Origin of the sequence: Protofrankia sp. Cr2 (genome assembly GCF_963555885.1) — a bacterium.
Lineage (GTDB): Bacteria > Actinomycetota > Actinomycetes > Frankiales > Frankiaceae > Protofrankia.
Genome location: NZ_CAUVXG010000069.1, coordinates 1 through 21,841, shown reverse-complemented (window position 1 = coordinate 21,841; position 21,841 = coordinate 1). Strand labels below are relative to the sequence as shown.

Sequence of the window (21,841 nt, the reverse complement as noted above, 5' to 3'; positions counted from 1 at the left end):
GCTCCTTGATCCACGCCCCTATTACCGGGCGCTCTTAGAGGTCGTGAGAGCCGTGTGAGAAAGATCACTCATATGGACCGAACCCGTGTCGACCGGTGACCGGTCGACACGGGCCTCGCCAGCTACAACCGCTGGAAGGTCAGACCAGGACGCATCCCGACCCGCAGCGACCGGATCAGTGGAAGGAGTCGCCGCAGGCGCAGGAACCCGCCGCGTTGGGGTTGTCGATCGTGAAGCCCTGCTTCTCGATCGTGTCGACGAAGTCGATCGTCGCGCCACCGAGATACGGGGTACTCATCCGGTCGACCGCGACCTTGACGCCTGAGAAGTCCAGGACGGTGTCGCCGTCGAGCTGACGCTCGTCGAAGAAGAGCTGGTAGCGCATGCCGGAGCAGCCGCCGGGCTGCACGGCGATCCGCAGCTGGAGGTCGTCACGACCTTCCTGCTCAAGCAGGTTCTTCACCTTGCTCGCGGCCACGTCGGTCAGGATGACGGTGTTCGGCCCGGTCGCTGTGTCCGTGCCGGTCACGGTTTCAGTCGTCGCGTCCTGGACGGTCATGGAGACTGCTCCCTAGGTTCCCTTGGGGCCCGCGCCTGCGCGAAAGCATTCATGATCGCGCATCCGAAGGCCAGTCGAGCCCTTGTTGTCAGGTGTGGCCGGTATTGGTCTACCCACATTGCGTGTGCACTCTGTGTGCAACCGCGCGAGATGTCTGTACATATCGCCATTCATACGAATGTCGCCGTTCATGCCATCGCGGCGGTAGCCGTCATCCACAACACCTACCTGCAACACCGCATGCCGCGATCGCCTTCCCATCGTACGCAGGACCTCCGCGGACGACCAAGCACAGCATGGGGGGCTGTGATCGTGAACTCCTCCGATCGACGGCTGCACGTGCGTGCCCAGCGAGTTAGAGTCGTGTCGACCATTCGTCCACGAGAAGGCTGCCAGACCACCTCCAGGTGGCCGGCGGGCGCACAATCATGACTCAGGTTGCGCACCCGGAGGCCCCGAGCGAGCCGGTCGGCCGGTCGACCGGAGGAGCGAGCATGACGATCAATCCCGCGCTCGACCGTGCCGCCATCACGCCGCTGCCCGGTTCTCCGGCCACCGCGCCAGCACAACGCCCACCGAATCCTCTTACGCTGCTACTACTGGGGCGCGGCGTCGATCCCGACAGCGAGCGTGGGGTCGACTGCCCTGGTGCGCTGCCACCCGCATCCGATCCGAACCTGGTCGAGCGCGCTGCCGCGGCCCGGGCGGCGCTCGGCGCCTCCGTCTTCGTACTCGGGCACCACTACCAGCGGGACGAGGTCATCGCCTTCGCCGACGTAACCGGCGACTCATTCAGGCTCGCTCAGCAGGCCGCCGGCCGCCCCGAAGCCGGCCACATCGTCTTCTGCGGCGTGCACTTCATGGCCGAAAGCGCCGACATCCTCACCGGCGACCACCAGCAGGTGATCCTTCCCGACCTCGCCGCCGGCTGCTCCATGGCGGACATGGCCGCGCTCGAACAGGTCGAGCAGGCATGGGAGACCCTGGCCGACGCCGGGCTCGCCGAAGGCACCGTCCCGGTCAGCTACATGAACTCCTCAGCCGCGATCAAGGCGTTCACCGGGCGGCATGGCGGCACGATCTGCACATCGTCCAATGCCCGGAGGGCACTTGAGTGGGCGTTCGGGCCGCAGCGCCGCGGCGAGCGGGTACTGTTCCTACCCGACCAGCATCTGGGCCGCAACACGGCGGTGCTGGAGATGGGCATGTCACTTGAGGACTGCGTGGTCTACAACCCGCACCGCCCGCGTGGCGGCGTTGTGGCGGGCCGGTTGCGCGACGCGCGGATGATCCTGTGGCGGGGCCACTGCTCGGTACACGGCCGGTTCAGTCGCGCCTGCGTGGACGAGGTCCGCGCCCGCATACCCGGCGTCACCGTGCTGGCCCATCCGGAGTGCCAGTATGAGGTCGTCACCGCTGCGGACATGATCGGCTCGACGGAGTACATCATCAAAGTCGTCGACGAGGCGCCGCCGGGCAGCGCGTTCGCCGTGGGCACCGAGCTGAACCTGGTGCAACGACTCGCGAACCGGCATCCCGACAAGACCGTCGCCTTCCTGGACCGTACGGTGTGCTATTGCTCGACGATGAACCGTATTGATCTGCCCCACCTCGTGTGGGCGCTCGAGTCCCTCGCGCGCGGCGAGACGGTCAACCGCATCACGGTCGATCCCGATGTCGCGACACATGCCCGGAAGGCCCTTGACCAGATGCTGGCACTCCCCTGATGGCCCTGTTGAAACGACGTGCACGCACCCCGGACGCACCCGCCGGCCCGACCAGCGACGAGCCGACCGAGGCGGGCGCCCCCGTCGGTCGTGAGAACGGGTCGGGTAAGGGACGCCCCACCCCGAAGCGCAGCGACGCCCGCGCGGCACGCACCCGCGGCGGCAGCGCCCTGGCGACCTCGGGGTCGCGTAAGGATGCCCGGGCGAGCTCCCGCGGCGAGCGGCGCCGCCAGTCCCAGGAGTACCGGACGGCGATGATGTCGGGGGATGTCAGTAAGCTGCCCCCGCGCGAGCGTGCCCCCGAGCGCGTACTGGCCCGGGACTTCGTCGACGCCCGCCGCAATGTGGGACCGTTCTTCCTCGCCGCCGCCGCGCTGTACTTCGTCGGCGGGCTCGTCCCCAACGAGTACATCCGACTCATCGCCACCTATCTGATGCTGCTGGGCATCCTCGCCGTGGCCGTCGACTCGATCGTGCTGTCCCGCCAGGTCAGCCGCAAGGTCGCCGAGAAGTATCCGGACTCGTCGGTCAAAGTGCGCGCGTACAGCATCCAACGCGCCCTGCTACCGGCCCGCTGGCGGATGCCGCGGCCCCGGGTCACCCGCGCCGGCAACAGCCGCTGACCCGGCCGGAGCCGCCCGGGCGACAGATCGTGCTCAGACCGGAAACATCGCGGATGAAAAGCGACAAAAAGGTCGACTACCTCTGAAAAACCTCGTAGTACGACTCTTCGGTACGTTACGCTGTTCGGACGGATGCCGGTCCTGACCGGCGACGACCGGACCGCATCGTCCTGGCGGCGTGGGCGGTGGCCGCTTTGCGGCCCTGTCCAGGGGGAGGGCGACGCCCCTTATCGAGGGGTAGTACGTGAAACGCACAACCGCATATGTGCTCACCGCGGTCGCCTTCTGCTTTCTGGCCGCGTGCGAGCCGAATCTTGCCTCCAGCAACCCGGCGGCGACATCGAGCGCGTCCAGTGTGGCCGGGCCGGCGGCTGGAACATCACCGTCGGCTACCCCAGCCACACCGACGACAGCCGTTGGCGCATCCACGGCTGTTCCGCCGCCCGGCACAACATCATCCAGTTCAGGGCCATCCAGTTCAGGCGTGGCCGTGCCGGCACCGAACGCCGACGGCTTTGCCACTGGCACGACCGGTGGTGCAGCCGGAGCCACGGTGTCTGTCACGACAGCAGCGGACCTCGCCACGTACGCCGGTGCGAACCAACCGTACGTACTCAAGGTCACCGGAGTGATCACACTCACCGGTCAGATCAAGGTCTCTTCGAACAAGACAATCGTCGGCGCTGCGAAGGGTGCCGGTCTCACCGGTGGCGGCCTGAACATCCGCAACGTGAACAACGTGATCGTGCGCAACCTGACCATCAGCATGGCAACCGGTACCGATGCGATCAGCGTCTACGGCTCGCACCATGTGTGGATCACTCAGAACGACCTCTCCAGCGACATGACGCACGGCAAGGACTACTACGATGGTCTGCTCGACATCACGAAGGCTTCCGATCTCGTCACCGTGTCGTGGAACCGGTTTCACGACCACTACAAGGTGATGCTCATCGGCGCGAGTGACGACGACAGCGCCGACCGGGGCAAGCTGCGTGTCACTGTCCATCACAACTTGTTCACCAACGTGAATTCACGGCTGCCGAGCCTGCGCTTCGGCACCGGCCACGTCTACGACAACGTGTTCCAGACAGCTGACACCGCCGTCAACTCGCGGATGGGCGCGGTGGTTCTCCTTGAGGCCAACGTCTTCCGCGGCGTTGCCACGCCAGTGATCACAACCGGCTACAGCACGGAGGACGGGTCTGCCGTCCTGTCGTCCGACCACCCGAACGACTTCGGTGCAGCCGCACCGGCCGAACGCACCGCCAGCAGTTCCACTGTTCAACTGCCATATGCCTACCTGGCCGAACCGGCGGCGACCATCGCCGCATCCGTGCCGGCAGGCGCCGGACCACGCTGACCTGCTCGCCGCGCCGGGTTCCCGGCACGGGGCCGGGGCATTCGGGCACAAACCGAACCTCGGCCCTGCGCGGCGAATCATAGGGTGGTTGCGTGGAGCATCGACGACTGGGACGCAGTGGACTGAGCGTCAGTGAAATCGCGTACGGCAACTGGCTCACCCATGGTGATCAGATCGAGCGGGATCAGGCGTTCTCGTGCGTACGCGCCGCCCTCGACAGCGGGATCACGACCTTCGACACCGCCGACGTGTACGCGGGCACGAAGGCCGAGGTCGTGCTGGGTGAGGCGCTGGCCGGGATACGCCGCGAATCCTACGAGCTGTGCACCAAGGTGTTCTGGCCGACCGGACCCGGCCCGAACGATCGCGGTCTGGGTCGCAAACACCTCATCGAGTCCTGCCACGCCTCGCTGCGGCGGCTGCGCACCGACCATCTCGATCTCTACCAGGCGCACCGCTACGACCCGACCGTGCCGTTGGAGGAGACCCTACGGGCCTTCGACGACCTGGTGCGGGCCGGCAAGGTGCTCTACGTCGGTGTCTCGGAGTGGAGCGCCGCGCAGATCTCCGACGCGGTACGGATCGCCGCGCAGGCCGGTTACGACCAGATCATCTCCAACCAGCCGCAGTACTCGATGCTGTGGCGGACGATCGAGGCCGATGTCATCCCGACGTCCCGCGCCGCCGGCATCGCCCAGATCGTCTGGTCACCGGTGGCGCAGGGTGTACTCACCGGCAAGTACCTGCCGGGGGCGCCGCTGCCCGACGACACCCGCGCAACCAGTGGTTCCGGCTCGGGTGCCATCCGACGCCTGTTGCGGGACGAGGTTCTCGCCCGGGTCCAGGACCTGCTACCCGTCGCTGCCGACGTCGGCCTGTCCCCGGCACAGCTGGCAGTCGCCTGGGTGCTCCAGAATGACAATGTGGCATCGGCGATCATCGGAGCCTCGCGGCCGGAGCAGGTCCACGAGAACGTCAAGGCGTCGGGAGTGACGTTGGACCCGGAGATCCTGGCCCGGATCGACGCGGTGCTCGACGATGTGGTCGTGACCGACCCGGATGCCGTGTGACCGGCTAGTCCACGGAACGAAGGCTCATCGGGCCGTAGACCTTGCGGCCGGCCTCTTCCAGCACCACCTGCTGGACGCCGGCCTCCAGCAGCTCCCGCCAGGTCTCCCCCAACCAGGTCTCGGCGTCGCTCTGGGTCGGGAACGACTCCGACGAGGAGGCACCCGCAGGCGCGACCGCGACCGCGACACCGTCCTCGGCCTCGAAACGCCACATCCAGCTCACCGCAGGGCACCCCTCTGTCGTTCCGTCCATGTCGTCCTCCCGCCAGGGTCATCTTCTCTGGATGGGCAGGCTCCATCCAACACGGTCAGCACTCCAGCGGCCCGTCCCGGCCACCCTCCCGGCCCGTGTTAGAGGGCGACGCAACCGAACTTGCGTTCCGCTTGGTCAAGCGCCAAGATGGCGCCATGCCCAGCGTGCAGATCAAGGACGTTCCGGAGGCGACCCACGCGGTCCTGCGACGCCGCGCCGCCGTCGCACACCAGTCGCTCCAGGAATACCTGCTCGTCCGCCTGATCGAGGAGGCGGGCACACCCACCCTCGACGAGGTGCTCGACCGTGCCGGTGGTCGAGCTGGCGGCTCCGCGCCGTTCGAATCCGTGGCTCGCGCCCTTCAGGAAGACCGTGCTGGTCGTTGACGCCAGCGTGATCATCACCGCACTCGGCGACGACGGGCCGGACGGCGATCGAGCTCGCGATCGGCTGCGCGGGCAACAGCTGACCGCGCCGGAACTCATCGACCTTGAGGTAGTCTCCGTCCTTCGCCGCCTTCGGGCCGGCGGGCACCTCGACACGCGCCGGGCGGAACTAGCGCTGACCGATCTGATCGACCTGCCGCTGCGGCGTGAGCCCCATCGCCGACTGCTGTCCCGATGTTGGGAACTGAGGGAAAACCTCACCAGCTACGACGCGGCCTACGTCGCACTCGCCGAAGTACTCGGGGTCGCCGTTCTCACGACCGACAAGCGGCTCGCCCGGGCCCCGGGCATCCGATGCCCCGTCGAGGTCCTGTCCTGATCTCCGGTAAGAGCGCCCGGCAACAGGGGCGTGACCGGTCGTACACCCTGAGCCTATCCATTTCGCCGGGGAGCACCGGCGTGCGAAAGTCGTGAACCGCCGGTCGGTGGTCTCCGGCCGGCGCCCGTACGATCCGGCGGACGGGCGGACGGGCGGACGGGTCGAAACAATGAAGGGAAGCCGTGTTCACAGCTTCATATGGCGTCATGCCAACGTTCTCCGGGACGACAACGGTCACCGGGACGACAGTGCTCGCCGAAACCGTCGGGTCGACCAAGGCGCCGATGGAGTGGTGGGCGGTCGGCCTGGTCACGATCGGCGCGATCCTGCTGCTCGGACTCGTCATCACCATCATGACGTTGGTCGACCGCAAGCACCACCCCCACCCCCGCGCCGAGCCGCAGGAGCCGCCGGCGTGAGAACGTCACCCGCGTGCGGCTGAGACTGCTCGGCACCGGATCGGCCGACGGCTGGCCCAATCCGTGGTGTGAATGCGCGTCGTGCCGCTGGGCGCGGGAACACGAGGTACGCACCCAGACCGCGGTCCTCCTCGATGAGGTCATGCTCATCGACTGCGGGCCGGACGTGCCGCGGGCCGCCACCCGTTTCGGGGTGCGGCTCGCAGACGTGCGGCACCTGCTGTTCAGCCACGCCCACCCCGACCACACCGGGCCCGCGGCGCTGATGTGGCGGGCGTGGACAACCGTGGCCGACCAGCCGCTGGACGTCGTCGGGCCACCGGCCTGTCTGGACGCCTGCCGCGCCTTCGTGGGCCCGTGGGACGGCACGGATGTCGATATGGATGTCGATCAGGTCGCCGGTGACCCGGCCGGGTCTGGTGGCTCAGGTGGATCTGGACCGCTTCGGTTCCACCCGGCGTTCGCGGGCGACGTGCTGACACTCGGTGGCTTCGAGGTCCGGCCGGTGGCCGCCAACCACGGGGACGCGGTCATCGGGCCGGCAGTGCTCTACGACGTGACCACACCGGACGGCGGACGGCTGCTCTACGCGTGTGACACCGGCGCGCCGCTGCCGCGCCAGACCCTGGAGGCACTCACCGGTCGGGCGTTCGACGTGGTGCTGATGGAGGAGAACAACGGTGACCGCCCGGGGTTCGGTGATCACCTGGACCTGCCCGGCTTCGCGAACGTCCTCGCGCAGTTGCGGCAACGCGACGCGGTGGTCGACACGACCCGGGTCGTCGCCGTCCACCTGAGTCACCGCAACCCGCCCGGGGATGCGCTCGCCCAGCGGTTGGCGTTCATGGGCGCGCAGGTGTACCCCGACGGGACCGTGCTCGACATCACGCCGGCCACCGCGCCTGCCGGCGCGCCGGCCACTGCACCGGATCCGGACCCGGCCGTTGCGTTCCGCGGAACGCGGCGAACACGTCCTGACCAGAACGCGGTACGGCCGGGGCCGCTGCCCATGCCGTACCGCGTCCTGGTCACCGGGGGTGCCCGGTCCGGCAAATCCGTGACAGCCGAGCAACGCCTGGCCGCCTGGCCGGGTGTTGTGTACGCGGCCACGGCGGGGCCGGTCACCCCCGGCGACGCCGAGTGGGCGGCACGGGTGCACGCCCACGCCGCGCGCCGGCCGTCGCACTGGACGACGGTGGAGACCACCGATCTAGTGCCCCTGCTGCGCGTCGAGGGCTCACCCCTGCTCGTCGACTGCCTCACGCTGTGGCTGACCGCCCATCTCGACGGGGACTGGCCGGCCCGCGTCGACGAACTGGTCACCGCCTGGCGCACCACCCGCCGCCATGTGGTCGCGGTGACCAACGAGGTCGGCTCGGGCATCGTGCCGGCGACCGTGGTGGGACGCCGATTCCGCGACGCACTCGGGCGCCTGAACGCCGCCATCGCGGCCGAGTCCGACGAAGTCTGGCACGTTGTTGCCGGCATCCCCACCCGCCTGCGCTGACCCGTGCTCCAGCACCTGCCGTGATCTGCGGATCGGCCTGGAAGAATGAAGGAGTTCGAAGAAACATGCGGGCGAACGTGCGGGAGGTTGTGGGCTTGAACGATCACGAGGTGCCGTCGCTGCGCAGGCAGGTCGAGGCCGCCGTCTCCGGCGCGATCGACCGGGCGCTGCCCGAGCTCGCGGGGGCGGACCCGGTGGTCCGCCACTCCGAGCACGCGGACTTCCAGTCCAACGCCGCGCTCGCGCTGGCCAAACGCGCCCGCCGCAAGCCCGCCGACCTGGCCGCGTCCGTGGCCGATACCCTGCGCCGCGACACCGAAGGCGAGGCCGAAGCCGGGACCGGTGCCCTGGTGGCTGCCGTCACCGTCTCCGGACCGGGATTCGTCAACCTGGTCATGTCCGACACCGCGCTCTGGCGAGCGGTGGCGGCACGGCTGGCAAGCCGTCACCTCGGGGTCGGTACACCGCAGCAGGGCCGCCGCACGGTCATCGACTACTCCGGTCCGAACATCGCCAAGGAGATGCACGTCGGTCACCTCCGGACGACGATCATCGGTGACTGTCTGTCCCGCGTGCTCGCCTTCCTCGGCGCGGATGTGCTCCGCCAGAACCATCTCGGCGACTGGGGCACCCAGTTCGGGATGCTCATCGAGTACCTCGACGAGCATCCCGACGTCGCGTGGCACCGCGACGAACTCGCCGACGGCACGTCGGCCGTCTCCGCGCTCAATACCCTGTACCGGGCCGCCCGGGCCGTGTTCGACGCTGATCCTGACTTCGCCGACCGGGCCCGGCGTCGCGTTGTCGCGTTGCAGGCCGGCGATGAGGCAACCGTCACCCGGTGGCGGGAGATCGTCGCCGAGTCGGAGTTCGCATTCAGCGAGATATACCAGCGGCTCGGTGTGCTTCTCACCGCCGCCGACTCGGCGGGCGAGTCCTTCTACAACCCATGGCTGCCCGAAGTCGTCGACGAACTCACCCAGGCCGGTATCGCTGTGGCAAGCGACGGCGCGCTGTGCGTGTTCTCCGCCGACATCACCGGCCCGGACGGCGATCCGGTACCGCTGATGGTCCGTAAGACCGACGGCGGCTACGGATACGACACCACCGACCTCGCGACGATCCGCTACCGCATCCGCGAACTCAAGGCCGACCGGATTCTCTATGTCGTCGACGCCCGCCAGGCACTGCACTTCCGACTCGTGTTCGAAGCCGCCCGGCGCGCCGGTTGGCTCACCGACGACATCGACGTCACACACCTCTCCTATGGAACCGTGCTCGGTCCCGACGGGCGTCCCTTCAAGACCCGCTCGGGTGACACGGTCAAACTGATGGACCTGCTCGACACCGCCGTCGGGCGGGCCCGGGAAATCGTCACCGAGAAAAATCACGATCTCACCCCGGCCGAGCTCGACCAGATCGCCGAGCAGGCGGGTATCGGCGCGGTCAAATACGCGGACCTGTCCACATCCCGCACCAAGGACTACACCTTCGACGTCGAGCGAATGGTGTCCTTCACCGGGAACACCGGCGTGTACCTTCAGTATGCGCACACGCGGATCTGCTCCATTCTCCGCAAAGCCGGCGATGAATCCGCCGAGGTCGACACGGCGCTTGCACTGCACCCCGCCGAACGCGCACTGATACTCGCGTTGGACGCCTTCGGCGACACACTCACCGACGTCGGCCAGGCGCTCGAGCCCCACCGGCTCTGCGGCTACCTCTACGACCTGGCGAAGGCCTTCACCGATTTCTACGAAGCCTGTCCCGTCCTGTCCGCGGCGCAACCGACGCGCGGCAATCGTGTCGCCCTGTGTCGACTGAGCGCCGCAACGCTGCGCCGTGGCCTGAACCTCCTCGGTATTGCCGCACCGGAACGGCTGTGATCCCGTTCAGCTCCCGCCTGCCCCCCGGTGCGTAGGTCGACCGGTTCGACGGCGCTGGACGTGATGGCCGCGGTGTCCTGCGCCCGGACTCGCCCCGGACCTGCTCGTCCGGGGCTCCACCACCGGCCGCAACGCCCACTACATCGCCCCACCCATCCAAGGGCCGCGGGGCTCTACCGTGTAGAACATGCGGCAGATAGGAGTTCGGGAGCTCAAGCAGAACGCCAGCCAGGTCCTGACCCGGGTCAAGGCCGGGGAGACGGTCGAGGTCACCGAGCGGGGAACGGCGGTCGCGCTCCTCAGCCCGTACGAGGCGGTCTCGAGCTACGAGCGCCTTGTCGACTCCGGCGACGTGCTGGCCGGCGGGCAGGGCGTTCTGGACATCGAACCAGTGATTATGAGCACCGGCATACGCCTATCAGATGATCTTGCAGCACTGCGTGACGAGGACTGGAGATAGTTCTGATCTACCTCGGCATTGCGGTCGCGGCTCCCGGTGTGCGGTAACCCGGGACGATCGTCGGCGTCATTCTTCGGGTTCCCGCCAGAGGGTGTCGACCGGCACCAGGTAGAGCCGGTCGGCCACGCGCGCGGCACGCTCCCCGGTATAGGCGAGCACGCCCGCGACGAACCTGTCGCCAACGCGGTCCCGAAGCTGAACCAGCCCGCGGAGATCCTCCCCGCGATACGATCCGCCCGCCTTCACCTCCACCGCGAAGACCTCGTTCTGGTCATTCTCGATGACGAGGTCCACCTCCACCCCGTCGGAGGCCCGGTAGTGGCCGAACCGTAGCGATTGATCCAACCAGCTCGACTGCTTGAGGATCTCGTTCACAACGAATGTCTCCAGCAGATGCCCGAATTCGATCAACACGGATGGTATCCGTCTGGACACGCCACGGGCATTGATCCCGAGCAGTCCACTGCCCAGCCCCGGGTCGACAAGATGGATCTTCGGAAGTCTGTTGACTCGGGATGCCAGCGTGGTACCCCAGGCCGGCAGCCGATGCAGCAGGAAGACCGCTTCCAGTAGGCGGGTGTAGTCCTCCCCGACCGACGAGGTCAATCCGGCCTCTGCGCTGGCATGGGCGATGTTGAGCACCTGCCCGGTCTGCGCCGCGAGCCGCCGCAGGAAGGTCGGCAACACCACCGACTGCCTGATCTTGCGGATGTCGAGGACATCACGTTCGATCACCAGGTTGACGTAGTCGTCGAACCACCGCGAGCGCGCGGCCCCGGGTGAACGCCGCAACGCGGCCGGAAGGCCGCCCGCCAGCACCCGGTCCGCATACTCTTCCCGAGATGTAGCGGAGGCCCGCGTCGGCACGACAGACGCCGGATCGGCCAACAGGCGCTCCACGAAGGTCTCCCGGACGCCGGAGATCTCCCCCTGGGACAGCGGCCAAACGGTCACCACGTGCACCCGTCCGGTAAGGGACTGTGCGGCCCGCGGGAGAGTCGAGTACCGGGTCGACCCGGTCAGGACGAATCGTCCCGGCCGGGTGTCGCGGTTGAGCTCCGCCTTGATCGAGTCAAGCAGCTCCGGTACGTGCTGGAACTCGTCCACCAGAACCGGGGATGGCCCACTGACGTAGAAGGCCAGGTCGTCGGCAACCAACCGCCGGGTGGTCGGCTCGTCGAGATCAAGAATCGCGGTCTGGAACCGGTCGGCCAGCTGGCGCAGCAAGGTGCTCTTGCCGACCGTCCGCGGGCCGGTCAGGGCGACGACCGGCTCATCGCGCAGCAACGCCTCCACGATGCCTTCCAGCCGGCGTGGGGCGAGGGTGACCAGCGGCCCGACCATAAATTCGATCATACCGGTCATGCTGTGGATCGAAGGGCTCTCATGCCGTGGTTCGAGGGCGGTTTCTGCCGTGACTCGATGACGGTTCCCGCCGTGGTTCGACGAGGCTGGATGCCGTGATCCCGCTGTCCGGGCACCTCCTGTCCAACCACCGGTTGTCCATCGAGTAAGGCCCGTCAGGTAGTAAGGACCCTGTGCAGACCCCAGCCCCCACGCTCGACACCGACGCCATGAACGCCGCCCGGCAGCGGCAGACGGTACTGACCAAACCTCCGGGCGCACTCGGGCGCTTGGAGGAGGTCTCGATCTGGCTTGCCGGCACGCAGGGAGTGTGCCCACCGCAACCGTTCCAGCGCATCCGGGCGATCATCGTCGCCGGTGACCACGGCATCGCGCAGATGGGTGTCTCCGCGTTCCCTTCGGAGGTCACCGCCCAGATGGTGGCGAACTTCGTCGCCGGTGGCGCGGCGGTGAACGTCCTGGCCCGCACCGTCAGCGCGTCCGTGCGGGTGGTGGACGTCAGCGTGGACACCGACGAACCGACTGCCCCCGGCGGAGTGGACGGGACCGCGCCGGCGCAGCGCTACCGGGTCCGCCGCGGCAGCGGACGGATCGACGTCGAGGACGCCCTGACCGCGGATGAGGCATCCCGCGCGTTCGACATCGGCCGCACGATCGCCGACGAGGAGGTGGACGCCGGTGCCGACCTGCTGGTCCCCGGCGAGATGGGGATCGGGAACACCACCGCGTCCGCGGCGATCGTCGCCACCCTGCTCGACCGCGAACCGATCGAGGTGGTCGGCCGCGGAACCGGCATCGACGACGCCCGATGGATGCTCAAAACCGCCGCGATCCGGGACGCGATGCGCCGCGGTCGGCCGTTCGCCGACGACCCGCCGGCGCTCCTTCGAGTGATCGGTGGCGCGGACCTGGCCGCCCTCACCGGCCTGTTGACCCAGGCCGCTGTCCGGCGCACGCCGGTGGTGCTCGACGGCGTCGTCATCTGCGCCGCCGCGCTGGCCGCCGAAGCCTACGCACCGGGGTCGAAGGCATGGTGGATCGCTGGAACACGGTCGACCGAACCCGCGCAGCACCTCACGCTCGCCTCGCTCGGATTCGATCCCCTGCTGGACCTCGGTCTGCGCCTCGGTGAGGGCACCGGGGCGCTGCTCGCCGTCAACCTGCTGGTGGCCGCCCAGGCGACGCTCGCCGACATGGCCACCTTCGACCAGGCCGGGGTCAGCGACAAACAGGCCGGGGTGACCGACAGCGCGCAAGCGGTCCCCGCCACGGACGACGGGCCCGCCGCGGCCACCACCTGAGACGTGCCGATCAGGACCATCTTCTCGCTGCTGTCGATACTGCCCGTCCGTGGATTGGTCGCCCTCGACCGGCGCACCATCGGGCGCGCTATGGCGATCGCACCGCTGGTCGGCCTCACCCTCGGTGTGATCACCGCGCTGACTGTGACCATCCTACGGATCTTCATAACGCAACCCGGCCAACCGGTGGAGACGCTGCTCCCGGCTGCGGTGGGAATCGCCACCCTGGCAGGGCTGACCCGGGGCCTGCACCTGGACGGGCTCGCCGATGTGGCCGACGGGTTCGGCGCCGGCCAGGACCGTGCCCTGGCCGCGATGCGCGATTCCCGGCTCGGTGCATTCGGCGTGCTGGCCCTGGTGTTCGCGGTACTCGTCCAGGTCGGCGCGCTGTCGCTCACGATCAGCGAGCACCGGGGCACCGTATCGATCGTGGTGGCCGCCATGACCGGACGGCTCGCGGCCACGCTCGCCTGCGTCCATGCGCCGGCGGCACACCCGACCGGGCTGGGCGCGCTTGTCGCCCGGACCGTGGCGCCGTGGCAGGCGGCCTGCTCCGGTGCCGCTGTGGTCGCCGTCGCTGCCCTGGCCGGACGCTTCGACGTCGACGGTGGCGATGCCGGCGGTGCGCTCCGCGCGGTAACGGCCGTCGCCGTCGGGACGGTCGCGGGCTGGCTGCTGCGCCGGTTCCTAGTCCGCTACCTCGGCGGTATCACCGGGGATGTGCTCGGCGCCCTCGTCGAGGTCACGGCAACGGTCACGCTGGTGTTCATGACGCTGAACATCCCGCCGGCGTAGGCATCCACCTCAGCGCCCGGTGAGCACCGCCCGATCCGCTTCGGGCTGCCTCGGGGACGCCTACTTCGGGGATGCCTACTTCGGGGATGCGTCGACGAACGGCGGCCGCACCACCGTCATCGTCGACGGTCGTCCACGCACATCCACCCGAACGGCGTCACCCGCACCGACCGGACGGTCGAGCAGGGCCAGGCCGACGCCGGTTCGCAGGGTCGGCGAGAACGTCCCGCTGGTGACCTCGCCGACGGGCGCTCCCTGCGAGCCGTACACCGTCATGTGCGGCCGCGGGATGCCGCGGTCGGTCGCGCGCAGCCCCCACAGCTGCCGCGCCGGGCCGGCGGCCCGTTCCGCCAGCAGCACGTCCCGGCCCCAGAAGCGCGGCTTGTCCCAGCCCACCGCCCAACCGGACCGCGCCTGTACCGGGGTGATCGACATCGACAGGTCCTGACCGTGCAACGGGTAACCCATCTCGGTGCGCAGGGTGTCGCGAGCGCCGAGGCCGCAGGGCAGCATCCCGAGTGGGGTGCCCGCCGCCGTCAGCGCATCCCACAGCGCGGGCGTGTCCACCCAGTCGGACACGAGCTCGAAGCCGTGCTCGCCGGTGTAACCCGACCGGCAGACGATCACCTCGGCACTGGCACTGGCACTGGCACCGGCACCGGAACCGGAACCGGAACCCGGCCAGCCGGCCCTGACGAAACTCATGTAGGCCCCGTCGACGGGCAGACCCAGCGCCGCCATCAGCTCCGCCGAACGCGGTCCCTGCACAGCCACCACGCCGAAGGCCGTGTGCAGGTCGTCAACGGCCACGCCCGGCGGGGCCGCGGCGTCGAGCCGGTGGACGACCTGCGCGGTGTTGGCTGCGTTGGGGACGAGGAAGACCTCCGAGTCGGAGTGCAGGTACGCGATGAGGTCGTCGACGACACCGCCGGTCTGATCGTCGCAACACAGCGTGTACTGGGCCTGGCCGGGACCGATCCGAGAAAGATCGTTGGTGAGGGTCGCGTTCACGAAGGCAGCGGCACCGGGGCCGTGGACGCGGGCCTTGCCGAGGTGACTGACATCGAAGATCCCGACCGCCGACCGGACCGCCGCGTGCTCCTTGAGCACCCCCCCGCCGGGATACTCGATAGGCATCTCCCAGCCGCCGAAGTCGGCCAGCTTGGCGCCCAGCGCAACGTGCCTGTCGTGCAGCGGAGACCGCAGCAGCTCACCCATACGGGCAGGCTAACCCCGTCCCACACCGTGTTCCGTAGTCTCGCGCCATGACCGCGACTGTCGTGACGACATCATCCATTCTGGATCTTGATACCGATGCGCTGGTGATCGGTATCGCGGCGGGCACGGACGGGCCGGTACCACTGGGCGGTACCCAGGACCTGGACGCGGCGCTCGGTGGCCGCCTCGCCCAGGTCCTGGCCGGCCTCGGTGCGACCGGCAAGGCCGGCGACCTCGTCCGCTTCGCCACGCTCGGCATGCTCCCGGTCCCCATCGTGGTCGCGGTCGGGCTCGGCCCCACTCGGGCGACCGGGCCGGCGACCGGCGACCGCGACCCCGTCGACAGCCACGCTGATGTCGACCACGCGGACGTCGACCACGAGACGCTGCGCCGGGCGTCGGGCGCCGCCGTGCGTGCGCTCGCCGGCACCGCCCGCGTCGCGACCACCCTCGCCCTGGCAGTCGGCCCGCCCGGACCAGCCCAGCTGCGGGCAGTCGTCGAGGGATCACTGCTCGGCGCCTACGCCTTCGACACATTCCGGACCCGGTCTCGGCCCGACCGGCGTCCACCGGTCGCGGAGATCACGTTCGTCGTGGACGCCGCCGCCGAGCCCGCTGCCGCGGCTACCGTACGCAGGGCTGCTACAACGGCGGACGCCGTCGCCCTGGCCCGGGATCTCGTCAACACCCCGCCCGGACACCTGCCGCCCGCGGCGTTCGCCGAGATCGCCGCCCGGCATGCCGCCGAGGCCGGTGTGGATGTTGCGGTGCTCGACGAAAAAGCACTGGCAGACGAGGGTTTCGGTGGCATTCTCGGGGTGGGTCAGGGTTCGGTGAACCCGCCGAGGCTGGTCCACCTGTCGTGGCGGCCCGCCGGTGCGGACCCGACCGGCCCGCCGGCGCTGACCCTTGTCGGTAAGGGCATCACCTTCGACTCCGGCGGCCTGTCGCTCAAGCCCGCGGGCGCGATGGAGTGGATGAAGACCGATATGGCCGGCGCCGCCAGCGTGCTCGCGGCTGTGATCGCGGCCGCCCGGCTGAACGTGCCGGTCATCCTCGACGCGTGGATACCGCTGGCCGAGAACATGCCGTCCGGGGGCGCGATCCGGCCGGGCGACGTCCTGACCCTGCGGGGCGGCACCCTGGTCGAGGTCCTCAACACCGATGCCGAGGGACGGCTTGTGCTCGGCGACGCCATCGCTCGCGCCGCGGCGGACTCCCCCGGCCTGCTGGTGGACGTGGCAACGCTCACCGGCGCGCAGATCGTGGCCCTGGGCCAGCGCACCAGCGCGGTCATGGGCCGTGACGACGCGGTCGAACAGGTCCTCGCCGCGGCCGGCGAGGTCGGCGAGGCGGTCTGGCCCATGCCACTGCCACCAGAGCTGCGCAAGGTGCTCGACTCGGCGGTCGCGGACCTCGCCAATGTCGGCGGCGGCGGCAGCCGCGATGGCGGCATGCTGGTGGCCGCGCACTTCCTGAGCGCCTTCGTACCTGATCACATTCCGTGGGCGCACATCGACATGGCCGGACCGTCCTGGAACGCGGGCGAACCGTATGGTCACACCCCCAAGGGCGGCACCGGTGTGATCGTCCGAACCTTGCTCCAGCTGGCCGAGAACATCGCCGGCGAGCCGGCGCCCCGCTCCGGGCCGGACGAACAGATTACCGGCGAGTAACGGGCAACGAGCGGAAGTCGCACGGAGAAATACCCGGCGTCATGGACCACAGTTGCCGGGACCTACGACGCATCCGTCCTACGGCATGAAAGACTGAACCCATCCCAACCAGTCAACGAGAAGGGACGCCTGGCGTGGTGGACTCTGCGGCCGGTCCCGTAGACCTTGTCATCCTCGGTGGCGGTAGCGGCGGTTACGCTGCGGCCCTGCGCTCCGCCGAGCTCGGCCTGGACGTCGCTCTGATCGAAAAGGGCAAGTTGGGCGGAACCTGCCTGCACCGCGGGTGTATTCCGACCAAGGCCCTGCTGCACTCGGCGGAGATCGCGGACAATGTCCGCGAGAGTGAGAATTACGGGATCCGATCGACCTTCGACGGAATCGATATCGCAAAGGTCAACGCCTACAAGGACTCGGTGGTCAGCAAGCTCTACCGGGGCCTCGCCGGCCTGGTGAAGGGCCGCGGCATCGAGGTCATCGAGGGGCACGGACGACTGGTGTCGCCCACCGCCGTCGCCGTGGGCGACCGGGTCATCTCCGGCCGTCATGTGGTGCTCGCGACCGGGTCACAGTCGAAGTCACTTCCCGGCCTGGAGATCGACCACCGCCAGGTGATCACCAGCGACGACGCCCTGGAGCTCGACCGGGTGCCGGCATCCGCCGTGGTTCTCGGTGCCGGCGCGATCGGCTGCGAGTTCGCCTCGGTGTGGCGTTCCTTCGGTGCCGAGGTCACGATCGTCGAGGCACTGCCCCACCTGGTGCCGCTGGAGGAAGAATCCAGCTCCAAGCTGCTGGAGCGGGCGTTCCGCCGGCGCGGCATCAAACAGCACCTGGGTGCCCGGTTCGCCGGTGTGAAGAGCACCGACTCAGGCGTCACGGTGTCGCTGGAGGACGGAACGACCATCGAGGCCGAAGTGCTGCTCGTCGCGGTCGGACGCGGTCCGGTCTCCGATGGGCTCGGGTATGACGAGGTCGGCATCGCGATGGATCGCGGCTTCGTCCTGGTCGACCACCAGCTGCGGACGAACCTACCGACCGTCTCCGCGCTCGGCGACCTGCGGCCGGGGCTCCAGCTCGCCCACGTCGGATTCGCCGAGGGCATCTTCCTCGCGGAAAACCTCGCCGGGTTGAACCCGGCGCATGTCGACTACGACAACGTTCCGCGGGTCACCTACTCCCATCCCGAGGTGGCATCGGTGGGGCTGACCTCGACTCGGGCCGCGGAGCTGTACGGCGAGATCGTGACGCACACCTACGACCTGGCGGGTAACGGCAAGGCGCAGATCCTCCAGACCACCGGTGCCGTCACGCTGGTCGCCCTGCCCGACGGGCCGGTGGTGGGCATCCACATCGTGGGCGACCGGGTCGGCGAGCTGATAGCCGAAGCCCAGCTGATCACGAACTGGGAGGCCACCGCCGCCGATGTCGCCCAGCTCATCCACCCGCATCCGACCCTGTCGGAGGCGATCGGCGAAGCACACCTCGCCCTCGCCGGCAAGCCGCTGCATTCCCACAATTAGATCCAGAACCTCCGGCGGCGCAGGACACACGTGATCGCGTCGCCTTACGTCGATCAGTTACTGACAGACCCACAGCGTTCGCGGCCACTCCCCGTCGCCCACGGACGGCCGGACGCCACGAAGGAGTCGTACCCCATGTCTGTGTCCGTCACGATGCCCCGTCTGGGTGAGAGCGTGTCCGAGGGCACCGTCACCCGCTGGCTGAAAAAAGAAGGCGAGCGCGTCGAGGCCGACGAGCCGCTCCTCGAGGTCAGTACGGACAAGGTCGACACCGAGATCCCAGCGCCCGCATCCGGAGTGATCAGCGTCATCCGGGTGGCCGAGGACGAGACAGTCGAGGTCGGCGTCGAACTTGCCGTCATCGACGAGGGCGCAACGGCGGGGCAGGCCGCACCCCTGGACGCGGCGGCCGCGGCGGCACCGACACCTACCGCCGCGCCGACGCCACCACTCCCGTCGACACCGGCTCCGGCACCGGCTCCGGTACCGCCGTCGGTTCCGGCACCGCCACCGCATCCCGCACCGGTCGCCGCCCAGGCGCCCCCAGCCGCCGTACCGGCCCAGGAGTTCACGCCGGCGCAGGGCTCCGAAACTCCGTCCAACGGCAGCGGATCGCTCGGGACATACGTCACCCCGCTGGTCCGACGGCTCGCGGCCGAGCACGATGTGGACCTGTCCGCGGTGACGGGTACGGGCATCGGTGGCCGCATCCGCAAGCAGGACGTCATCGACGCCGCGCGCACGCCGACGGCCGCCGACGCCGACGCGGCCACCGCACCCGCGGCCACGGCTCCGACAGCACCGTCGGCACCGGCGGTGGCACCAGCACCGGCGCCGGTGACGCCCGTGCCGGCTCCCGCGCCGATCTCGCTGCGCGGTCGTACGGAGAAGATGTCGCGGCTGCGGTCGGTCATCGCACAGCGGATGGTCGAGTCCCTGCAGGTCAGCGCCCAACTCACCACAGTCGTCGAGGCCGACGTCACCCGCATCGCCCGCCTGCGGGACCGCACGAAGGCCGCATTCGAGGCGCGGGAAGGCGTGAAGCTGTCGTTCCTGCCGTTCTTCGCGGTCGCCGTCTGCGAAGCGCTACGGGAACATCCGAACCTCAACGCCAGTGTCAACGTCGAGCAGGGAACGATCACCTACTACGACACCGAACACCTGGGCATCGCGGTCGACACCGCCCGGGGGCTGCTCGTCCCGGTCATCCACCACGCCGGGGATCTCAACCTCACCGGTATGGCGCGCAAGATAGACGACCTGGCGACCCGGACCAGGAACAACCGTGTGTCACCGGACGAACTAGGTGGCGGCACCTTCACGCTGACCAACACCGGCAGCCGCGGCGCCCTGTTCGACACCCCGATCATCAACCAGCCCCAGGTCGGCATCCTCGGCACCGGTTCCGTGGTCAAGCGGCCCGCAGTCGTGGACGACCCCGAACTGGGCGAGATCATCGCCGTACGATCGAAGGTGTACCTGGCGCTCACCTACGATCACCGGATCGTCGACGGTGCCGACGCGGCTCGTTTCCTCACCGCCGTCCGCAGCCGCCTGGAAGAAGGCGCCTTCGAGGCCGAACTGGGCCGATAGGACCACCGCCCCGGTCCGGTGTGCGGATTTTGTCGTGGTGGGTCGGCTGGCCGGCCCACCACGAACGGGCAAGAATCCTGTCAATGAACATCGCTGTCACCGGCGCCACCGGTCTGATCGGCTCCGCGCTGGTCCCGGCCCTGCGCCGCGGCGGGCACACCGTTCGCCTCCTGGTCCGCCGGCCGCCCAGGGACAACTTCGAGATCTCCTGGAATCCAGCCCGCGGCACGCTCGACCCGGCGGCGTTGACCGGCCTCGACGCCGTCGTCCACCTTGCCGGCGCCGGGGTCGGTGACCATCGTTGGACCGACAGCTATAAGCGACAGATCCTCGCCAGCCGGGTCGCCGGCACAACGCTGCTCGCGGATGCTCTCGCCGGTCTGGACGGGCCGCCACGGGTCCTGCTGTCAGCCAGCGCGGTCGGCTGGTACGGCGACACCGATGGTCGCGCGGTCGACGAGTCCGCGCTCCCCGGAACAGGCTTCCTCGCCGAGGTCACGGCCGCCTGGGAGGCCGCCACCGCGACCGCCGAGCACGCCGGGATGCGGGTGTGCCACCTGCGCTCAGGTGTCGTGCTGGCCGCCCGCGGCGGTGCGCTGGCCAAGCAGCTTCCGCTGTTCCGGCTCGGTGCCGGGGGCAGGCTCGGATCAGGCCGCCAATGGCTGAGCTGGCTCACCCTTGCCGACGAGATCGCGGCGATCAGCTTTCTGCTCACCGCCGAGGCCGTTCACGGCCCGGTGAACCTGACCAGCCCCGAGCCGGTCACCAACGCGGCATTCACCCGCGCGCTCGGCTCCGCACTGCGCCGCCCGGCGATCCTGCCGGTGCCCGCTGTCGCGTTGCGGGTCGTGCTGGGCGAGTTCGCGGACGAGGGCGTGCTCGTCTCCCAACGAGTGATTCCACGGGTACTCATCGAAGCCGGTTTCGCGTTCTCCCACCCCGGCATCGGCGCCGCCCTGGACGCGATCATCACCGATGCCGACAGTGATCGGTGATCAATGCCGACGGTGATGACATTCATGACGAGCGGATCCCGGGCACTCATGCCACGAGGTCGACCTTGGCGATACGCCATCCCTGCTCGGTCCTGACCATGGCGATGTCCCACTGCTGTCGATCATGCCCAGGCTGACTGGCGAGGACCTTTCCCGAGGCGTTCACATAACTGTACGGAAGAAGCCGATCGGTGATCCGCAGGACGGACTTCTCACTGCCAGCCTCCCTGACCGCAAGGTCGAGAATCTCCTGGTGCAGACCGACCGCGTGGCCGCCGAGCGCCACCATCTGCCGCATCAGCACCACGTCCCGGGCGTAGGCGGTACTGCCGGCAGCGTCCACACCGACCAGACCCGCCTCATCGGCCTGCTCGAACGCCCGACTGCGAGCACCGTCGAGACCCACCATGACGTCCCGCCAGACCTGCTCGGGCGACACCCGCGCGGCAGGGGAGGCGTCGAGCTGGGACGCCCGCTGCGGACCGGACCGGACGAGGACCAACAGGCCACTGACTGTCAGCGCTCCGATCACGGCGAGCACGGCCACGACGGCCCAGATCCGCCGCGTGCCGGAGAGGACGGCTGCCGGCTCGCCACCGGCGGCGGGGCTACGCGGGGTGGACGTACGCGGGGTGGACGTACCTTGAATGGACGTACGGGAGGTCGACGTACGCGGGGTGGACGTACCGGCGGCGGCATGGGCGGTGCGCAACGCCCGGATCGGGCGCGGCGTCGTGCGGGTGGGGGGC

At 69.1% G+C, this 21,841-nt stretch carries 20 protein-coding genes and 1 pseudogene; 16 read left to right on the top strand and 5 right to left on the bottom strand.

Annotated elements, in window-relative coordinates:
* Positions 1–175: 175 nt before the first annotated feature.
* Positions 176–559 (bottom strand): iron-sulfur cluster insertion protein ErpA, encoded by a 384-nt coding sequence (erpA, locus tag U9978_RS21370; protein WP_322762930.1) that lies wholly within the window; start codon positions 557–559, stop codon positions 176–178.
* A 494-nt stretch (positions 560–1,053) separates the two neighbouring features.
* Here erpA and nadA point away from each other — a divergent pair, with 494 nt between their 5' ends.
* From nadA to U9978_RS21350, 4 genes are all read left to right on the top strand, one after another.
* Positions 1,054–2,286 carry a quinolinate synthase NadA gene (nadA, locus tag U9978_RS21365; protein ID WP_322762929.1) on the top strand — a complete coding sequence of 411 codons (1,233 nt, stop codon included), beginning with the start codon at positions 1,054–1,056 and terminating at the stop codon, positions 2,284–2,286.
* Positions 2,286–2,909, top strand: a complete 624-nt coding sequence (locus tag U9978_RS21360; protein WP_322762928.1) for a DUF3043 domain-containing protein — start codon at positions 2,286–2,288, stop codon at positions 2,907–2,909. Before nadA ends, U9978_RS21360 begins: the two co-directional genes overlap by 1 nt.
* Positions 2,910–3,462: 553 nt before the next feature.
* Positions 3,463–4,272 (top strand): polysaccharide lyase family 1 protein, encoded by an 810-nt coding sequence (locus tag U9978_RS21355; protein ID WP_322762927.1) that lies wholly within the window; start codon positions 3,463–3,465, stop codon positions 4,270–4,272.
* 92 nt (positions 4,273–4,364) lie between these two features.
* A complete protein-coding gene (locus U9978_RS21350; protein ID WP_322762926.1) occupies positions 4,365–5,342 on the top strand; it encodes an aldo/keto reductase family protein in 978 nt (325 codons plus the stop codon).
* A gap of 4 nt (positions 5,343–5,346) precedes the next feature.
* Here the strand turns inward: U9978_RS21350 and U9978_RS21345 are convergent, their stop codons facing one another.
* Positions 5,347–5,565, bottom strand: coding sequence for a hypothetical protein (locus U9978_RS21345; protein ID WP_416211079.1), 219 nt, complete (start codon positions 5,563–5,565; stop codon positions 5,347–5,349).
* A 185-nt stretch (positions 5,566–5,750) separates the two neighbouring features.
* Between U9978_RS21345 and U9978_RS21340 the strand changes: the two genes are divergently transcribed.
* From U9978_RS21340 to U9978_RS21315, 6 genes are all read left to right on the top strand, one after another.
* Positions 5,751–5,981 carry a FitA-like ribbon-helix-helix domain-containing protein gene (locus U9978_RS21340; RefSeq protein WP_322762924.1) on the top strand — a complete coding sequence of 77 codons (231 nt, stop codon included), beginning with the start codon at positions 5,751–5,753 and terminating at the stop codon, positions 5,979–5,981.
* On the top strand, positions 5,968–6,360 hold the full coding sequence (locus U9978_RS21335; RefSeq protein WP_322762923.1) for a type II toxin-antitoxin system VapC family toxin: 393 nt from the start codon (positions 5,968–5,970) through the stop codon (positions 6,358–6,360). Before U9978_RS21340 ends, U9978_RS21335 begins: the two co-directional genes overlap by 14 nt.
* Before the next feature lie 182 nt (positions 6,361–6,542).
* Positions 6,543–6,779, top strand: coding sequence for a hypothetical protein (locus U9978_RS21330; RefSeq protein ID WP_322762922.1), 237 nt, complete (start codon positions 6,543–6,545; stop codon positions 6,777–6,779).
* Positions 6,780–6,792: 13 nt separating this feature from the next.
* Positions 6,793–8,286, top strand: coding sequence for a bifunctional adenosylcobinamide kinase/adenosylcobinamide-phosphate guanylyltransferase (locus tag U9978_RS21325; RefSeq protein ID WP_322762921.1), 1,494 nt, complete (start codon positions 6,793–6,795; stop codon positions 8,284–8,286).
* A 65-nt stretch (positions 8,287–8,351) separates the two neighbouring features.
* Positions 8,352–10,172: an arginine--tRNA ligase gene (gene argS, locus U9978_RS21320; protein WP_322762920.1), complete on the top strand. Its 1,821-nt coding sequence runs from the start codon at positions 8,352–8,354 to the stop codon at positions 10,170–10,172.
* A 187-nt stretch (positions 10,173–10,359) separates the two neighbouring features.
* Positions 10,360–10,632: a type II toxin-antitoxin system prevent-host-death family antitoxin gene (locus tag U9978_RS21315; protein WP_322762919.1), complete on the top strand. Its 273-nt coding sequence runs from the start codon at positions 10,360–10,362 to the stop codon at positions 10,630–10,632.
* Between the two features lie 66 nt (positions 10,633–10,698).
* Here the strand turns inward: U9978_RS21315 and U9978_RS21310 are convergent, their stop codons facing one another.
* Positions 10,699–11,988 (bottom strand): ATP-binding protein, encoded by a 1,290-nt coding sequence (locus U9978_RS21310; RefSeq protein WP_322762918.1) that lies wholly within the window; start codon positions 11,986–11,988, stop codon positions 10,699–10,701.
* A 182-nt stretch (positions 11,989–12,170) separates the two neighbouring features.
* Here U9978_RS21310 and cobT point away from each other — a divergent pair, with 182 nt between their 5' ends.
* On the top strand, positions 12,171–13,298 hold the full coding sequence (gene cobT, locus U9978_RS21305) for a nicotinate-nucleotide--dimethylbenzimidazole phosphoribosyltransferase (RefSeq protein WP_416211078.1): 1,128 nt from the start codon (positions 12,171–12,173) through the stop codon (positions 13,296–13,298).
* A gap of 3 nt (positions 13,299–13,301) precedes the next feature.
* A complete protein-coding gene (locus tag U9978_RS21300; RefSeq protein WP_322762917.1) occupies positions 13,302–14,093 on the top strand; it encodes an adenosylcobinamide-GDP ribazoletransferase in 792 nt (263 codons plus the stop codon).
* A 75-nt stretch (positions 14,094–14,168) separates the two neighbouring features.
* Here the strand turns inward: U9978_RS21300 and gcvT are convergent, their stop codons facing one another.
* On the bottom strand, positions 14,169–15,311 hold the full coding sequence (gene gcvT, locus U9978_RS21295; protein ID WP_322762916.1) for a glycine cleavage system aminomethyltransferase GcvT: 1,143 nt from the start codon (positions 15,309–15,311) through the stop codon (positions 14,169–14,171).
* Positions 15,312–15,358: 47 nt separating this feature from the next.
* Here gcvT and U9978_RS21290 point away from each other — a divergent pair, with 47 nt between their 5' ends.
* From U9978_RS21290 to U9978_RS21275, 4 genes are all read left to right on the top strand, one after another.
* A complete protein-coding gene (locus tag U9978_RS21290; protein WP_322762915.1) occupies positions 15,359–16,987 on the top strand; it encodes a leucyl aminopeptidase in 1,629 nt (542 codons plus the stop codon).
* Between the two features lie 134 nt (positions 16,988–17,121).
* A complete protein-coding gene (gene lpdA, locus U9978_RS21285; protein ID WP_322762914.1) occupies positions 17,122–18,504 on the top strand; it encodes a dihydrolipoyl dehydrogenase in 1,383 nt (460 codons plus the stop codon).
* A gap of 135 nt (positions 18,505–18,639) precedes the next feature.
* Positions 18,640–20,097 (top strand): 2-oxoglutarate dehydrogenase, E2 component, dihydrolipoamide succinyltransferase, encoded by a 1,458-nt coding sequence (gene sucB, locus U9978_RS21280; protein WP_322762913.1) that lies wholly within the window; start codon positions 18,640–18,642, stop codon positions 20,095–20,097.
* Between the two features lie 83 nt (positions 20,098–20,180).
* Positions 20,181–21,092, top strand: coding sequence for a TIGR01777 family oxidoreductase (locus U9978_RS21275; RefSeq protein WP_322762912.1), 912 nt, complete (start codon positions 20,181–20,183; stop codon positions 21,090–21,092).
* Between the two features lie 46 nt (positions 21,093–21,138).
* Here U9978_RS21275 and U9978_RS21270 read toward each other — a convergent pair.
* Positions 21,139–21,841, bottom strand: a pseudogene (locus U9978_RS21270) (hypothetical protein); the annotation flags it as partial.

Excerpts from the sequence above, each read along its gene's own strand:
- gcvT (WP_322762916.1), bottom strand. The coding sequence starts at position 15,311 with ATGGGTGAGCTGCTGCGGTCTCCGCTGCACGACAGGCACGTTGCGCTG.
- U9978_RS21290 (WP_322762915.1), top strand. The coding sequence starts at position 15,359 with ATGACCGCGACTGTCGTGACGACATCATCCATTCTGGATCTTGATACC.
- erpA (WP_322762930.1), bottom strand. The coding sequence starts at position 559 with ATGACCGTCCAGGACGCGACGACTGAAACCGTGACCGGCACGGACACA.
- U9978_RS21275 (WP_322762912.1), top strand. The coding sequence starts at position 20,181 with ATGAACATCGCTGTCACCGGCGCCACCGGTCTGATCGGCTCCGCGCTG.
- U9978_RS21360 (WP_322762928.1), top strand. The coding sequence starts at position 2,286 with ATGGCCCTGTTGAAACGACGTGCACGCACCCCGGACGCACCCGCCGGC.
- U9978_RS21340 (WP_322762924.1), top strand. The coding sequence starts at position 5,751 with ATGCCCAGCGTGCAGATCAAGGACGTTCCGGAGGCGACCCACGCGGTC.
- argS (WP_322762920.1), top strand. The coding sequence starts at position 8,352 with ATGCGGGCGAACGTGCGGGAGGTTGTGGGCTTGAACGATCACGAGGTG.
- U9978_RS21310 (WP_322762918.1), bottom strand. The coding sequence starts at position 11,988 with ATGATCGAATTTATGGTCGGGCCGCTGGTCACCCTCGCCCCACGCCGG.
- U9978_RS21315 (WP_322762919.1), top strand. The coding sequence starts at position 10,360 with ATGCGGCAGATAGGAGTTCGGGAGCTCAAGCAGAACGCCAGCCAGGTC.
- nadA (WP_322762929.1), top strand. The coding sequence starts at position 1,054 with ATGACGATCAATCCCGCGCTCGACCGTGCCGCCATCACGCCGCTGCCC.
- sucB (WP_322762913.1), top strand. The coding sequence starts at position 18,640 with ATGTCTGTGTCCGTCACGATGCCCCGTCTGGGTGAGAGCGTGTCCGAG.